This is a genomic window from Nocardioides pinisoli, assembly GCF_024199985.1.
GTDB lineage: Bacteria > Actinomycetota > Actinomycetes > Propionibacteriales > Nocardioidaceae > Nocardioides > Nocardioides pinisoli.
Window position 1 is genome coordinate 239,042 of sequence record NZ_JANARS010000005.1, and the last position, 13,843, is coordinate 252,884.

The following is a 13,843-nucleotide window of genomic DNA, read 5'->3' on the forward strand; positions in this document are numbered from 1 at the left end:
TCAGGTGGGTTGGAGGCGCTCACGAGACGCCCAGCTCCCCGGCGAGCACGAGCACGGCCGCTCCCACGACCACGACGTCCTCGCCGAGCTTGGAGGTGCGGACGGCCAGTCCCGTGGAGCTGATCGGCATCGTCCGCTCGCGGATGGTCCGGTCCGTCGCGTCGAGCAACGGTCCGTCGAGCAGCTCCGCGGGGCCGCTCAGCACGATCTCGTGGAGGTTGAGCGCGGCGACGACCGGCGCCAGCACCTCACCCAGCCGGGTCCCGACCTCGGCGAGCACGGCCGGGCCGTCCGCCCCGGGCTCGGCCACGCGGCGCCTCAGGCGGGGCGCGGCCAGCAGGGTCTCCAGGCAGCCGGTGCGCGAGCACGCGCAGCGCTCCCCCGCGGGGTCGACCACCACGTGGCCGATCTCGCCGGCGGCGCCGAGGTGGCCGTGGAGCAGCGACCCGCCGAGGACGAGGCCAGCGCCCACACCGGTGCCGACCCGCAGCACCATCAGGCCGCCGTCACCCGACTCGCCGAAGGTGTGCTCGCCCAGGACTGCCGTGTTGGCGTCGTTGGCGACGAAGACCGGGACGTCCAGCGCCCGGGCCAGGCGCTCGGCGAGCGGGGTGTCGGTCCACGCGAGGTTGGGCGCGTCGACGACGGTGCCGGTCGCGTCGACCACGCCCGGGCTCCCGACGCCCACGCCGAGGACCGGCCGGTCCGTCATCGCCATCAGCTCCGCGGCCAGTCCCAGCACGAGCTCGACCGCCTGCTCGCCCTCGGCGCCGTCGACGTGCACCTCGTGGCGCGCCCGGACGGTGCCGGCGAGGTTGACCACCGCCCCCGACATCCGGTCGGTCTCCGACAGGTCGAGGCCGATGATGTGGTGCGAGTCGGGCGCGAGGCCGACGAGCGTGGGCGGCTTGCCGACGCGGGTCTCCGCGGGCGCGCCCAGCTCGGCCAGGAAGCCCTCGGCCAGCATCTCCCCCACCAGGTCCGACACCGTGACCCGGGTCAGGCCGCTCGAGCGGGCGAGGTCGGCGCGGCTGGCCGGGCCATCGCGGAAGAGCTGCTGGAGCAGCAGCGAGCGGTGGTGGCGGCGGGCGTCCTCCTGGAGCAGCTTGCCCCGGGGACGGAGCGGGCGGCCGACGGGCGTGTGCGGGGTCACATTAGTTAGTTCAGCGCACTTACATATCCGCCGTCAAGAGCGCCCTGATGCCCCTGAGCCGTGGTCCAGACCACCAGCGGTGGCTGAGGAGGATCCCGTCGCTCCGCAATCCGCTTGGGCCACCCCCGCTGGCGCGTCGGCGTACGGCGTGCCGCCGGGCGGTGCCTGAGGAGGGTTTCGGCGACGCGAGATCCCCCTCGCGCACCGCTCGACCGGGCGGGAGTCAGCCGAGGAGGGCGGCCGAGCTGTCCCAGCACACGGCGCGCAGCCACTCCTCCCCCAGGTCGAGCCGCTCGAGCGCCTCGAGCTGGACGACGTAGGGGTAGGGGATGTTGGGGAAGTCGCTGCCGAGGTGGACCCGGCCGGCCAGGCCGAGGTCGCGCAGCCGGGGCAGCAGGTCGCCCGGGTAGGCGCCGCCCATCTCCTCGAAGAAGGGCGTGAAGGCCATCGTGGTGTCGAGCGCGACCCGGGGATGGGACTCGGCCAGCGTGAGGAACTCGGCGTACTCCGGGGCGCCGGCGTGCGCGATCACCAGCCGGAGCCGCGGGTGTCGCGCCAGCAGCGCGGCGACCGGCGCGGGGCCGGTGTGCTCGGTCGCGACGGGTCCGCTGCCGGCGTGGAGCACCACGGGCGTCCCGGCGTCCGCGACGATCCCCCACGCCTCGTCGAGCAGCGGGTCGGTGACGTCGAAGGCCCCGACCTGCACGTGCACCTTCCAGACCTCGACCCGGTGGGAGGAGTCGGCGGTGCGGGAGGCGACGTACGACGCCGCGCCGGGCTCGGGGAAGAACGTGCCGCACACGGCGGCTTCGGGCACCCGCTCCGCGAAGCCGGCGGCCCAGTCGTTGAGGAACTCGGCCATCCCGGGCCGGTGGGCGTAGGGCAGCGCGGTGAAGCGCCGCACGCCGAAGGAGCGGAGCACGTCGACGAGTACGTCGTCGTCGTCGCGGTAGTGCAGCGGCCACGGCCGGCCGATGAGGGGCCCGGCGGCGTCGAACTGGGCGCGCACCTTCGCCATCACCCGCGGCGGCAGGAAGTGCGTGTGCAGGTCGATGAGGCCCGGGAGGCCGAGGGCCCGGGCGAACTCGACGGGGGTCAAGCCCGCCCTCAGTCCCGGTGGCCCTTGAGCCGGCGCTGGACCGCCTCGACCTTCTCGCGGTTGGCCGTGCGCTCGGCCAGCGTGTGGCGCTTGTCGTAGGACTTCTTGCCCTTCGCGAGGGCGATCTCGACCTTGGCGCGGCCGTCCTTGAAGTAGAGCGACAGCGGCACGACCGTGTAGCCCTTGTCGGTGAGCTTGCGCTCGATCTTGTCGATCTCCGACCGGTTGAGCAGCAGCTTGCGGCGCCGGCGGGCCGAGTGGTTGGTCCACGTGCCCTGGCTGTACTCCGGGATGTGCACCCCGAGCAGCCAGGCCTCGCCGTTGTCGATCTCGGCGAACCCGTCGACCAGCGACGCGCGACCCTGGCGCAGCGACTTCACCTCGGTCCCCATCAGGACGAGGCCGGCCTCCCACGTGTCCTCGATGTGGTAGTCGTGGCGCGCCTTCTTGTTCTGCGCGACCATCTTCTGGCCCTGCTCCTTCGCCATGGGTCCATTCTCCCAGAGCGTGTCCAATCGGATCGACCGAGGTGGACGGCGCTCAGAGCCAGTTCATCGGGTCCACGGCCTGGCCGTTGGCCATCACCGTGAAGTGGAGGTGGCAGCCGGTGGACCAACCGGTGCTGCCCTCGAAGCCGATGACCTGGCCCTGCTGGACCTGGTCGCCGACGCCGACGTTGTAGCCGCTGGCGTGGTTGTAGATCGTGGCGACGCCCTTGCCGCCGAGCACGCCGTGGTCGATCACCAGCCGGTTGCCGTAGACGCCGCTGAAGTAGGACGACACGACCCTGCCCGGGGCGGCCGCCCGCAGCGGGGTGCCGCAGCCGCCGCCGAAGTCGACACCGTCGTGCAGGCCCCAGTAGTGGTAGATCGGGTGGGTGCGGTAGCCGAACGGCGAGGTGACGTAGCCGTCGACCGGGTAGGCCAGCAGGCCGGGGCTCGGGGTGGAGGCCTGCGACCGCGCCGAGGCGGCCTTGGCGGCCTCGGCGGCGCGCTGGCGTCGCAGGGCGGCGAGGGCGCGCTTGCGCAGCATCTCCTCGATCTGCTGCTGCTCCCGCTCGAGCTTGCGCAGCTTGGCGAGGTCCTTGGCGCGGGCCGCGCTCGCCCCGGCCCGGGCGTCGCGGCGCTCGATGACGAGCGAGACCACGGAGTCCTTGGCCGCCTGCTCCTCGGCCTCGAGGGCCTGCATCAGCTCGAGGTGCTCGGCGGCGGCCTCCCGCTTCACGGCCACGGCGTCGCGTGCCTCGGCGACCTGGTCCTGGCGCACCTCGAGGAGCACCTCCGAGGCCTTCAGCTCGTCGTACTCCCGCGCCTCCTGGCCGATGACGACGTCGCGTACGCCGTCGCGGCGGGTGAGCTCCTCGGTCGACTCGGCGTCGATGAGCGAGGAGAACGCGATCAGCTCGGGGTCGCCCTCGGAATACATGTCGGCGACGGTGCTGGCGACCTTCTCGCGCTGGGCGTCGCGGTCGACCTGCCCCTGGGCGAGGGCGGCCTCGGCGGCGGCGAGCTCGGCCTCGGCGCTCGCCAGCTCGGCCTGCATCTGCGCGTCGCGCTCGCGGGCGACCTCCACCTTGCCGCGGGCCGTGGCGAGGCGGGTCTTGGCGACGTCGAGCTGCTGCTGCGCCGCCTCGAGGCGCGCGGCGGCCTTGCGCAGCTGGGCGCTGGACTCGTCGAGGTCCTGGTGCGCGCCCTTGAGCTCGCGCTCGACCTTGTTCTTCTTGTCGTCGAGGTCGTCGGCATGAGCAGCGGACACGCCCAGGGCCATGACCGCGACGAGTGCTGCGGCCATGCGTCGATGAGCGGCACGGGGGAAGGTACGCACCGGGGGAAGCCTTTGCGTCGGGGAAGCGGGGAAGGGTGCCCCTCCCGACGTGACGGCGGGCGAGACGCCTAGACGCTAACCCCCGCTGCTCAGACTTTGAGGTATTTGCGCGTCAACACGAGTGTCGGCAGCAAGGTGAGCACGGGCCCGAGGATCGCGATCGCTCCGAAAGCGACCCAGAACTCGTCCCAGCCGATCCACGGCACGAAGCGCAGGTTGTCCGCGAGGTCCCCGATCGCGAAGCGCAGGAACGCCGCCAGGGCCCCGCCGGCGAGGGCGACGCTGACGAGAGCGGTGACGAGCGCCTCGAGGAGGAACGGCAGCGCGATGTAGAGCGTCGAGGCGCCGACGAGCCGCATGATGCCGATCTCCTTGCGGCGCGCGAACGCGGCGAGGCGGATCGTGTTGGCGACCAGCAGCAGGGCGGCGAGCACGAGCAGGCCGGCCGTGCCGAGGGCGTACGTGCGCATCTTGGTGATCGTGGCGAGGATCGGGCCGACCTGCTCGCGCAGGTCACGCACCCGCGAGACGCCGTCGAGGCCCTGCACGGCGCTGCTGATGCCCTCGTACTGCTCGGGGTCCTCGAGCGTGATCCAGATGGTCTGCGGCATGTCCTCGGCGGTCAGCGCGGGGTTGTCGCCGGAGAACAGCTCCTCGCCGTAGAGCTCCTTGGCCTTCTCCAGGGCGACCTCGCCGGACTCGAAGCGATAGTCCGCGACCTCCGGGTTGGCCTCGACCACGGCCTCGATCTCCGTCTTCTGCGCCTCCGTCACCGGGTTGGGGCAGACCGGGTTGGAGTCGTTGAGCCGGCACAGGTAGACCGTGATCTGGAGCTGGTTGCCGAAGTGCTCGGCCGCCCGGGTCGCCTGCTGCTGGAAGAGCAGGCCGATGCCGACCAGCGTCAGCGAGACGACCAGGGTGAGGATCACCGCCAGGTGCATCGTCAGGTTGCGTCGCAGGCCCTGGCCGAGCTCGGAGTAGACGTAGCGCAGCTGCATGGAGTGGGGGTCTCGATTCGTTCGGGGAGGCGGATCGGGTCTGGGCCGGGCCGGGTCGGGGGCGGGCCGGTGTCAGTTCTGGTGGCCGTAGACGCCCTGCGCCTGGTCGCGCGAGACGTGCCCGTTCTCGAGCTCGATGACGCGCTTGCGCATCTGGTCGACGATGCCGGCGTCGTGGGTGGCCATCACGACGGTGGTGCCGGTGCGGTTGATCCGGTCGAGGAGCTTCATGATCCCGACCGAGGTCGTGGGGTCGAGGTTGCCGGTGGGCTCGTCGGCGATGAGGATCATCGGCCGGTTGACGAACGCCCGCGCCACGGCGACGCGCTGCTGCTCGCCACCGGACAGCTCGTCGGGCATCCGGTCACCCTTGCCGCCGAGGCCGACGAGCTCGAGCGTCTCGGGGACGACGTCCTTGATCTCCTTGCGCGACTTGCCGATGACCTGGAGCGCGAAGGCGACGTTCTCGGTGACGGTCTTGTTGGGCAGCAGCCGGAAGTCCTGGAAGACGGTGCCGATGTCGCGACGCAGGCGCGGCACCTTCCACCCGGCCAGCCGGTTGATCTCCTTGCCGGCGACGTAGACGCGACCGGTGGTCGGCCGGTACTCGCGCAGCACGAGGCGCAGGAAGGTCGACTTCCCCGATCCCGAGGAGCCCACGAGGAAGACGAACTCCCCCTTCTCGATGTCGACGGTGACGTTGTCGAGAGCGGGGTGGGGGTGGCCGGGATAGGTCTTGGTGACCTTCTCGAAGCGAATCACGGCGTCGAGGCTACGTGAGGGGTGGACGCGATCGACGAATCCCGGCGGCGCTGTGGCCTGTGAGGTGCCTGACGCCGTTCGGACGGACCGCCTAGCGTCCCTCGGGCAGCTCGAAGTCCGTCGACGCGCGCTCGCCGGTGGCGGCGTCCCACGCGAGTACGCCGTCCTCGTCCGACACGGAGTAGAGGACCGAGCCGTCCGGCGACCAGGCGACGGCGCCCGGGTCGCTCGTGTGCCCCTCGAGCCGCGTCGCCCGGCGGGGGTCACGAGCGGGGTCCCAGAGCGTCACGGAGGTCTCGTCCACCGACGTGAGCGCGATGGTGTCCCCTGCGGGCGCGAACGCCGCCTCGTGGAGACGGGTGCCCCGGAGCTCGGCCACAAGCTCCCAGGTCTCGGCGTCCCAGACCGACGGCTGCCCGTCGGCTCCGGCACCGAGCAGCAGCTCGCCGTCCGGGCTCCAGGCGACGGTGCCGCCGCCGCCGGACGGGAGCTCCAGGGTGTCGCCCTTGACGAGGTCGTGCACCTCGACCGGGCCGTTGCCCGCGGTGGCGATCCGGTTGCCCTCGCGCGAGATCGAGATCCGGTGCACCTCGCCGCTGGTGTCGAGGGTGGCCACCTCGTCGCCGTCGGCCGTCCACAGCACCAGCCGCTGGTCGCCTTCCTCGTCCTGCCCGGCAGCCGCGACCAGCCCGCCGTCGGGGCTGTAGGCCACGGCGGTCACGGGTGAGCCGTCGGTCACGTCGGCGTCCGCGAGCCCGGTGAGCTCGGCGGTCGTGTCGCCGGAGTCGAGGTCCTCCAGCACGACGGTGCCGTCGTCGACCGTCGCGACGGTCGACCAGTCGGGCGCCACGGCGACCGTGCCCCGGTCCGCGACGAGGTCGAGCGTCCCAGCGGCGGCGTCCCAGCGGCAGATGCCGTTCCAGCAGTCGGCCAGCACCTCGTCGCCGTCCGGGCTCACCGAGAGGTCGTCGGTGGCGACGAGCTCGAAGGCGGCGCTGCCGCCGGTGGCGCCCGCGCTGCCCGTCCCGCCCCCGGCGCCGCCCGTCGAGGGCTCGTCGGACCGGTCGTCGGAGCAGCCCGCGACCGCAAGGGCGAGCAACGTCGCGATCGCGGCGACGACGCGCGGCTCAGGCACGGACCGCGGGACCGGGGACCCGGCTGACGTCGAAGTGGAACGTGCGCCCGTCCTGGCACTCGAGCCGGTCCGTGCGGCGCGGCCCGTCGACCAGCAGCCCCTGGCTGACCGGTCGCGTGCCGAGGCTGTCCACGACGTCGTACTCGTCGCTGATGCGCAGCACCGACCAGGGGTGCTCGGCGGTGCCGTCGCCGGTGGCCAGGATGCCGTCGAGCGCGGCCCGCGCGAGCCGGGCGTGCCGGGCGGCGGCCCCGGCGCGGCCGGTGCGCCTGAGGGCGGTGGCCAGCATCGCGTGGACGGCCGGGCTCATCAGCGACCCGGGCATGCTCGCCTCCAGCGCGGCCACCGCGTCGTCGTGGCGGCCCTCGCGCAGGAGGGCGCCGGCCTGCTCGCGCACCCGCAGCTCGGGGTCGAAGCCGGGCGCCGACCGCAGGGCGTCGCGCAGCGGCTCGAGCGTCTCGACGGTCGGGTCGGCCAGGTGGGCGTCCACCAGGTCGGCGTAGGTCGTCGCGGTCATCGCTGTCCCTCCTCGAGGAGCCGCTCGAGCTCTTCCTCGGTCATGTCCTCGAGCTCTTCCTTGCCGATCCGACGTGCGTCGACCTCGACCGGTTGCTCGAAGTACTCCTCGTAGGTGTCACCGTCGCCGGTGGACTTGTAGTCGTCGAAGTTCTCGTCCCACTCCTCGGCCTGCTCCTCGGTGATCCCGTCCTCCTCGTGCATGTCGAACGGGTCGTCCTGCCACGGCCAGTGCCAGGCATCCTGGTCGTCGATGGCCTCGAACTGGCGGGCGTGCCGCATCTCGTGGGCCACGGTGTTGAGGATGAAGGGGTCGTCGAGGATGCCCTCGTTGAGCGCGATCTCCGAGCCGCCGCCGCGCGCCTGGCCCCACAGGTCCCAGGTCTCGGGCTCCCAGGTGATGGTCGGGGTGGGGATGCCGGCCTCGGCGGCCTGCTCCTCGATCATCTCCTCGATCGCCGCACGCCGCTCCGCGTCGGTCATCGTGGCCCACTGCTCGGCGACCTCGGGGCTGGCGGCGCCGTAGTCGTCCAAGGAGTCCACGTAGCCCGGTGGGACCCCGCCCGCGATGGTCGCGTCGGCGGCGGCCGCCCGGCCGAGGATGGTGTAGACGTCGTCGGCCAGCCCCTGTGCGGTCTGCTGGCGGATCCGGGACCACTCGTCGGCCTCGTAGCGGTTGTCGAAGGTCGGCGGGTCGCTCACGTCGCTGACCGTGCCGTCGGAGCTGATCGAGAAGTCCTTGGCGCGCGCCTCCCCCTCGACCTCGGTGACCAGGCGCTCGACCTCGGCGACGATGGTCTCGGCGTCGTAGAGGGCGCGCTGCATCTGGCGCTTGCCGTCGATGTGGCGGTCGAGCTGCTTGACCAGCAGCGTGCGGCGCGCGACCGCGAAGGTCACGGCGATTCCGGTCCACGCCTCGGGCACGCCCTGCGTCTCGAGCAGGTCGCGCGCCCCCTCGAGCGCGTCGAGGTCCTTCTTCAGGCTGTCGCCGGCGGTGCCGAGGGGTCCGGACTGCCAGCGCTTGGCGTCGCCGTAGGTGACGGTCATCAGCCACCGCCCAGCAGGCCGCCGAAGAGGCCACCGGTCGCCTCGTCGACGGCTCGGTAGTCCTCGCCGGCAGCGGCGAGGTCGACGCCGAAGTCGTTGGCCGCGCTCACCCAGGCGGCGACCTCGTCGTCCCAGCTGTCGCCCAGCTCACGGAGGTGGTCGACCGACGACGCCCCCGGGATGCCGCCGGCCGCCCAGGTCAGCGCATCGGCCGACCCGTGGTCCTTGGCGTCGGCCGCGGCGGTCTGCGCGGCGTTGGCCGCGTCCTGCATCGCGGCGACCTGCACCTGCAGCTGCGACATGTGTCCCCCCGGGCTCAGCGTGTCAGTGACAGGCGTCTACCCCCGTTCCGTCGGGCGAAACCCGGGCGGCCAGCAGGACCTCACGCGGGCGGCGCACCACCGGCAGGAGAACTGCGGCCGTACGACGCCCTTGGCGCCCGTCCAGCCGTCGCCCCGCCGCAGTTCCTCGGGCCAGGCTCGTGACCGAGGGACGTCAGGCGTCGACCTTCTCCGCTCCCCGGCGCCAGCGGATGCCGGCCTCCATGAAGTCGTCGAGGTCGCCGTCGAAGACCGAGCTCGGGTTGCCGGACTCGTGACCGGTCCGCAGGTCCTTGACGATCTGGTAGGGGTTGAGGACGTAGTTGCGCATCTGGTCGCCCCAGCTGGCGGCGACGTCGCCCTTGAGGTCCTTCTTGAGCGCGGCCTCCTCGGCCTTCTTCTTCGCCAGCAGCTTGGCCTTGAGCACGACCATCGCCGAGGCCTTGTTCTGCAGCTGCGACTTCTCGTTCTGGCAGGACACGACGATGCCGGTGGGGATGTGGGTCAGGCGGACCGCGGAGTCGGTGGTGTTGACCGACTGGCCGCCGGGACCGCCGGAGCGGAAGACGTCGGTGCGGATGTCGTTCTCGTCGACCTCGATCTCGTCGGTCTGCTCGAGCACGGGCACGACCTCGACGGCCGCGAAGGAGGTCTGGCGACGCCCCTGGTTGTCGAAGGGGCTGATCCGCACGAGGCGGTGGGTGCCGGCCTCGACCGAGAGGGTGCCGTAGGCGTAGGGGGCGTGGATGGCGAACTCGGCGGACTTGATGCCCGCCTCCTCGGCGTAGGACACGTCGTAGACCTCGACGCCGTACTTGTGCTGCTCGGCCCAGCGCGTGTACATCCGCATGAGCATCTCCGCGAAGTCGGCGGCGTCCACGCCACCGGCGCCCGAGCGGATGGTCACGATCGCCTCGCGCTCGTCGTACTCCCCGGAGAGCAGGGTTCGGATCTCGAGCGACTCGACGGACTTCTTGATACGGCTCAGCTCGGCCTCGGAGTCGGCGAGCGTGTCCGCGTCGCCCTCCTCCTGGGCCATCTCGACCATCAGGCCGAGGTCCTCGATGCGGGACTCGAGACCGGTGAAGCGGTCGAGCTCGCCCTGCAGGGCCGAGAGGCGGCCGGTCACCCGGGTGGCGTTGGCCTGGTCGTCCCAGAGGTCGGGCGCCGCGACCTGCTCGCCCAGGTCGGCGATCTCCCCGCGCATCTTGTCGAGGTCGAGGACCTGACCGATGGTCTTCATGGTCGCCTGGAGCTGCTTGATCTCTTGGTCGAAGTCGATGCCTGCCACAAGGAGCAACAGTACGGCTCCCGCGCGAGAGGTGTCGAAAGCGGCCGGACGACGGCAACGGCGGGCACTCCCGGGCCTGTGACCCCGGTCGTGCCCGCCGCTGCGGATCGGATGCGCGTCAGCGCGTGCAGAGCACCTCCGGCGTCGCGACAGCGGCGACGGCGGCGGGCGTGGCGGTGGTGGAGAGGTCGAACTTCAGGCGGAAGACGTCGGAGACGTCGAGGACCTCGTCGGCGACGACCGTGCCGACGGCGAGCGAGTGGACGGCGAGCACGGCACCGTCGGCGGTCACCGTCGCGGCACCGCTGGAGCCGGTGGCCGAGCTGTCGGTGAGGGCGTAGGTCGCACGCAGGTCGGTGCACTTGCGACCGAGCGTGTACTCGATCGACGACGGCGTGCCCGACACGGTGGTGGCGAGGCTCTGGCCGTAGTACTCGGCGCCGATCAGGACGCCGGCGGGCTCGAGGTTCACGCTCGGGCCGCTCGGGCGGTTGATCAGCTTCTCCCAGCGGTAGACCTGCACCTGCACGGACTTGCTGTAGCCCTTCTTGATGCCGCCCTTGCCCGGCTTGAGCACGCGGTACTCACGCGCGCCAGGAGTCGTCGGCTTGTCCTTGAGGACGTAGGTGCCGTTGCCCTTGACCTTCGCGTTGCCCGTGCGGACCCACTTCTTCTTGTTCCCCACGCGCTGCTCGAGGAAGACCTTCTGGCCGGCAGCCTTCGGCTTGACGCGACCGCGGACCTTGATGACGTCCTCCTTGGCGATGGCGACGTCCATGTTGGCCTTGGCGGTGACCTTGTAGGTCCGGGCCTTGGCGGGTGCGGCCTGCGTCGGAGCGGTGAGCGCCAGCGAGCCGGCGGCGAGGGCCACGGTGGCGGCGATTGCGGTGATGCGGTTCATGTGATGTCCCCGTCGTGTGGGCCCGGGTGCGGGCCGTTCAGGAGGGAGACGTCGCGTGCCGGCAGAAAGTTGTCGGCGGATCCCCGAGGATCCGCCGACACGTGCTCTGGCCGCACGATCAGGGCAGGCAGAGCACCTCGGGGTCGCCGACGGCGGACGCGCCGGCCGGCGAGGCGGACCCGGACATGTCGAACCGGATGCGGAACGCCCCGGTGACGTCGACGACGTAGTCCCCGATGATCGTGCCGGTGGCCAGGGCGTGGGTGACCTTGGCGACGCCGTCCACCGAGACCGTCACGAAGCCGGACGCCCCGGTGGCGGAGCCGTCGGTCAGGGCGTACGTCGCCCGCAGGCTGCGGCACTTCCGGCCGAGCGTGTACTCGACGTAACCGGGCTTGCCCGGCGTCTGCAGGAGGAGGCTGTCGTCGAAGAACTCGGTGCCGAACTCGGTGCCGGCGCCGATGAGGACGCCCGTGTTGGCGCCGGGAGTGCGCCACGTCAGCTGCTCCCAGCCCCACACGTCGAGCTGGAGCTCGCGACTCGTGCCGGCCTTGACGCCGTCGGCGGCGGGCTTGAGGACGCGGTAGAACCGGACGCCGGGCCGGCTGGGCTCGTCCTCGAGCACGAACTTGCCGGACGACTTGATCTTCGCCGTGCCGGACTTGCGCCAGCGCTTCGAACCCTCAGGGCGCTGCTGGAGGACGACCTTCTGCCCTGCAGCCTTGGGCTTCGCCTTGCCGCTGACGCGGACCGTGTCCTCGCCGGCGACCGCCTCGGACGTGTTGATGCTGGCCGTGACCTTGTAGGTCTGGGCCGCCTGGCTGGCCCCCTGGTCCGTCTGGTCCGGGGCCGAGGAGGCGGGGGCGACCAGCGTCGGTGACGCCAGTGCCAGGGCGGCGGCCGCGGCGCAGGCGACGCGGGCGATGCGGTTCATGACGGGCTCCCTTCTGGTGCGCGCCACAGCGGGTCCGTGACGCGCGTGGGTTCACCCTCAGCCTGCGTCTTCCGGGCTCGCCCGTGATGGGTCCAAGTGCCCGAGCTTGCCGGGAAGCTGCCCTGTCAGCGCAGCAGCGCGCCGGCACCGGCCGGCACCGACAGCACCCCGTCGCGTACGACGACTCCCGCAGGGGTCTCGAAGAGCACCTCGCGCTCCCCCACGTCGGTCGTCGCCGGCTCGTCACCGGCGTTGACGACGACGAGCAGGTCGCCGCGGCGCATGGTGAACAGCCGCCCCTCGACGGTGCAGGACACCGACCCGAAGGACGGGTCGGTGAGCTGGGGCAGCTCACGACGCAGCCGGCCCAGCCGTCGGTAGCAGTCGAGGAGCACGGCGTGGCGCCCCTCGGTGAGCTCGTCCCAGTCGAGGCGGGAGCGGTGGAAGGTGGCCTCGTCCTGCGGGTCGGGCACCTCGGCCGGGTCCCAGCCCATCTTCTCGAACTCCGCGATCCGGCCGTCGGCGGTGGCCTTCCCCAGCTCGGGCTCGGGGTGGGAGGTGAAGAACTGGAACGGCGAGGACGCCGCCCACTCCTCCCCCATGAAGAGCATCGGCGTGAAGGGGCCGGCCAGGGTGAGCAGCGCGGCACAGGCCAGCTGGTCGTCGTCGAGGTGCTCGGCGAGCCGGTCGCCGCGCGCGCGGTTGCCGATCTGGTCGTGGTTCTGGCTGGCGACCACGAGCCGCCAGGTCGGCATGTGCTCGGTGTCGACGGGCTTGCCGTGGTCGCGGTCGCGGAACGACGAGAACGTCCCGTCGTGGAAGAAGCCCTTCTCGCAGACCTTGGCCAGCGCCTCGAGCGGCTCGAAGTCGGCGTAGTAGCCGGCCGTCTCGCCGCTCAGCGCGACGTGGACGGCGTGGTGGAAGTCGTCGCTCCACTGGGCGTCGAGCCCGTGGCCGCCGGCCTCGCGCGGGCGCACGAGCGTGGTGTCGTTGAGGTCGGACTCGGCGATCAGCGTCAGCGGGCGGCGCAGGTGCGCCGACAGCGCCGCGGTCTCGACGGCCATCTCCTCGAGGAGGTGCACCTCGGAGGTGTCGCTCAGGGCGTGCACGGCGTCGAGGCGCAGCGCGTCGACGTGGTAGTCCTCGAACCACATCCGCACGTTGTCGAGGATGTAGCGGCGCACCTCGGCCGAGCCCTCGCCGTCGAGGTTGACCAGGTCGCCCCAGGTGTTGCGGCCCGCCTTGAGGTAGGGACCGAACAACGGGAGGTAGTTGCCCGAGGGACCGAGGTGGTTGTGCACGACGTCCTGCACGACCCCGAGACCCTTGGCATGGCAGGCGTCGACGAACCGCTTGTAGGCGTCGGGGCCGCCGTACGGCTCGGCGACGGCGAACCAGGCGACGCCGTCGTAGCCCCAGTTGTGGGTGCCGTTGAAGGCGTTGACCGGCATCACCTCGACGAGGTCGACGCCGAGGTCGACGAGGTGGTCGAGCCGCTCGATGGCGGAGTCGAGCGTGCCGGTCGGGGTGAACGTGCCGACGTGCAGCTCGTAGACGACCGACCCGGCGAGCTGGCGCCCGGTCCACGCGGCGTCCTGCCACTCGAACGTCGTGAGGTCGCGCCGCGACAGCTCATGCACGCCGCCGGGCTGGCGGCGCGAACGCGGGTCGGGGCGCGGGTCGGGGTCGTCGTCGAGGAGGTAGCCGTAGTCGACCGGACCGTCGGTCGGCACAGGCGCCGTGGGCGTCCACCAGCCGTCGTCGCCGCGCGCCATCTCGACGACGTCGCCGGCCACGCTCAACCGCACGCGCTCCGGGCGGGGCGCCCAGACGTCGAACGGCCCTCTCGACAACCGAGACATG

The 13,843-nt window shown here is 72.0% G+C and carries 14 protein-coding genes; all 14 read right to left on the bottom strand.

The genetic code is table 11. The annotated features are described in order from the left end of the window. Window positions 1–19: 19 nt before the first annotated feature. On the bottom strand, window positions 20–1,153 hold the full coding sequence (locus tag NCI01_RS12950; protein WP_254181897.1) for an ROK family transcriptional regulator: 1,134 nt from the start codon (window positions 1,151–1,153) through the stop codon (window positions 20–22). 223 nt (window positions 1,154–1,376) lie between these two features. Continuing rightward, window positions 1,377–2,252 (bottom strand): amidohydrolase family protein, encoded by an 876-nt coding sequence (locus NCI01_RS12955; RefSeq protein ID WP_254181898.1) that lies wholly within the window; start codon window positions 2,250–2,252, stop codon window positions 1,377–1,379. An 8-nt stretch (window positions 2,253–2,260) separates the two neighbouring features. Continuing rightward, on the bottom strand, window positions 2,261–2,740 hold the full coding sequence (gene smpB / locus NCI01_RS12960) for an SsrA-binding protein SmpB (protein WP_254181899.1): 480 nt from the start codon (window positions 2,738–2,740) through the stop codon (window positions 2,261–2,263). 52 nt (window positions 2,741–2,792) lie between these two features. Continuing rightward, a complete protein-coding gene (locus NCI01_RS12965; RefSeq protein ID WP_254181900.1) occupies window positions 2,793–4,043 on the bottom strand; it encodes a M23 family metallopeptidase in 1,251 nt (416 codons plus the stop codon). Window positions 4,044–4,165: 122 nt separating this feature from the next. Continuing rightward, window positions 4,166–5,074, bottom strand: coding sequence for a permease-like cell division protein FtsX (gene ftsX / locus NCI01_RS12970; protein WP_254181901.1), 909 nt, complete (start codon window positions 5,072–5,074; stop codon window positions 4,166–4,168). A 72-nt stretch (window positions 5,075–5,146) separates the two neighbouring features. Then, the gene (ftsE, locus tag NCI01_RS12975) at window positions 5,147–5,836 is read right to left on the bottom strand and encodes a cell division ATP-binding protein FtsE (protein WP_254181902.1); all 690 of its coding nucleotides are present in this window, start codon (window positions 5,834–5,836) and stop codon (window positions 5,147–5,149) included. 91 nt (window positions 5,837–5,927) lie between these two features. Then, entirely contained in the window at window positions 5,928–6,971 is a 1,044-nt protein-coding gene (locus tag NCI01_RS12980; RefSeq protein WP_254181903.1) for a WD40 repeat domain-containing protein, read from the bottom strand. Then, complete coding sequence (locus NCI01_RS12985; RefSeq protein WP_254181904.1) at window positions 6,964–7,488, bottom strand: DUF4919 domain-containing protein; 525 nt, start codon at window positions 7,486–7,488, stop codon at window positions 6,964–6,966. The genes NCI01_RS12980 and NCI01_RS12985 overlap by 8 nt, the downstream gene beginning before the upstream one ends. Continuing rightward, window positions 7,485–8,534 carry a hypothetical protein gene (locus NCI01_RS12990; RefSeq protein ID WP_254181905.1) on the bottom strand — a complete coding sequence of 350 codons (1,050 nt, stop codon included), beginning with the start codon at window positions 8,532–8,534 and terminating at the stop codon, window positions 7,485–7,487. Before NCI01_RS12990 ends, NCI01_RS12985 begins: the two co-directional genes overlap by 4 nt. Beyond that, complete coding sequence (locus NCI01_RS12995) at window positions 8,534–8,836, bottom strand: hypothetical protein (RefSeq protein WP_254181906.1); 303 nt, start codon at window positions 8,834–8,836, stop codon at window positions 8,534–8,536. The genes NCI01_RS12990 and NCI01_RS12995 overlap by 1 nt, the downstream gene beginning before the upstream one ends. A 193-nt stretch (window positions 8,837–9,029) precedes the next feature. Then, a complete protein-coding gene (gene prfB, locus NCI01_RS13000; RefSeq protein WP_254181907.1) occupies window positions 9,030–10,145 on the bottom strand; it encodes a peptide chain release factor 2 in 1,116 nt (371 codons plus the stop codon). A 118-nt stretch (window positions 10,146–10,263) separates the two neighbouring features. Next, the gene (locus NCI01_RS13005; RefSeq protein WP_254181908.1) at window positions 10,264–11,046 is read right to left on the bottom strand and encodes a hypothetical protein; all 783 of its coding nucleotides are present in this window, start codon (window positions 11,044–11,046) and stop codon (window positions 10,264–10,266) included. 118 nt (window positions 11,047–11,164) lie between these two features. After that, entirely contained in the window at window positions 11,165–11,980 is an 816-nt protein-coding gene (locus tag NCI01_RS13010; RefSeq protein ID WP_254181909.1) for a hypothetical protein, read from the bottom strand. 125 nt (window positions 11,981–12,105) lie between these two features. Further along, complete coding sequence (treZ, locus tag NCI01_RS13015; RefSeq protein WP_254181910.1) at window positions 12,106–13,842, bottom strand: malto-oligosyltrehalose trehalohydrolase; 1,737 nt, start codon at window positions 13,840–13,842, stop codon at window positions 12,106–12,108. Window position 13,843: the final 1 nt, after the last annotated feature.

What these genes read in the sequence shown, in the direction of transcription:
- smpB (WP_254181899.1), bottom strand. Translation starts at nt 2,740, where the DNA reads ATGGCGAAGGAGCAGGGCCAGAAGATGGTCGCGCAGAACAAGAAGGCG.
- NCI01_RS12965 (WP_254181900.1), bottom strand. Translation starts at nt 4,043, where the DNA reads ATGGCCGCAGCACTCGTCGCGGTCATGGCCCTGGGCGTGTCCGCTGCT.
- ftsX (WP_254181901.1), bottom strand. Translation starts at nt 5,074, where the DNA reads ATGCAGCTGCGCTACGTCTACTCCGAGCTCGGCCAGGGCCTGCGACGC.
- NCI01_RS12985 (WP_254181904.1), bottom strand. Translation starts at nt 7,488, where the DNA reads ATGACCGCGACGACCTACGCCGACCTGGTGGACGCCCACCTGGCCGAC.
- NCI01_RS12990 (WP_254181905.1), bottom strand. Translation starts at nt 8,534, where the DNA reads ATGACCGTCACCTACGGCGACGCCAAGCGCTGGCAGTCCGGACCCCTC.
- NCI01_RS12995 (WP_254181906.1), bottom strand. Translation starts at nt 8,836, where the DNA reads ATGTCGCAGCTGCAGGTGCAGGTCGCCGCGATGCAGGACGCGGCCAAC.
- NCI01_RS13005 (WP_254181908.1), bottom strand. Translation starts at nt 11,046, where the DNA reads ATGAACCGCATCACCGCAATCGCCGCCACCGTGGCCCTCGCCGCCGGC.
- NCI01_RS13010 (WP_254181909.1), bottom strand. Translation starts at nt 11,980, where the DNA reads ATGAACCGCATCGCCCGCGTCGCCTGCGCCGCGGCCGCCGCCCTGGCA.
- treZ (WP_254181910.1), bottom strand. Translation starts at nt 13,842, where the DNA reads ATGTCTCGGTTGTCGAGAGGGCCGTTCGACGTCTGGGCGCCCCGCCCG.